Source organism: Cellulomonas bogoriensis 69B4 = DSM 16987 (assembly GCF_000767165.1).
Taxonomy (GTDB): domain Bacteria; phylum Actinomycetota; class Actinomycetes; order Actinomycetales; family Cellulomonadaceae; genus Actinotalea; species Actinotalea bogoriensis.
Genome location: NZ_AXCZ01000489.1, coordinates 1 through 355, shown reverse-complemented (window position 1 = coordinate 355; position 355 = coordinate 1). Strand labels below are relative to the sequence as shown.

Below are 355 nucleotides of genomic sequence, written 5' to 3'. Positions count from 1 at the left end.
CCGCCCGTGGCGTCGTTGAGCTGGAAGTCCAGCCCGTGGAACGTGCCCTCGCCGCCGTACTCGAGAAGGCTGATCGCCGCCTCGATGATGTAGCCGCCGTCGACCTCCTCGACCGCGCTCTCGACCCGAGCGGCCTGGAAGCCCTCGTCGCCGGTACCGAACGACACCACGTTGGTGGCGCTGATGCGGATCTGCGTGTCGTCGTAACGGAAAGGACCGTTCCGGAAGTTGCCCGCGTCGACGAAGATCTCCAGGGAGTCCTGCGTCCACGGGTCAGACCCGCTCACGTCGATCGTGTCGTCGGCGATCTGCGCGAGGACGAACAAGGTGTTCTCCTCCCACAGCAGGCTCACGT

Annotated in this window: 1 protein-coding gene; it reads right to left on the bottom strand. The window is 65.9% G+C overall.

Annotated features, from left to right (window positions below; genetic code table 11):
- On the bottom strand, nucleotides 1-355 hold a 355-nt coding region (locus tag N869_RS16160; protein WP_035063503.1), incomplete at both ends, for a sugar-binding protein.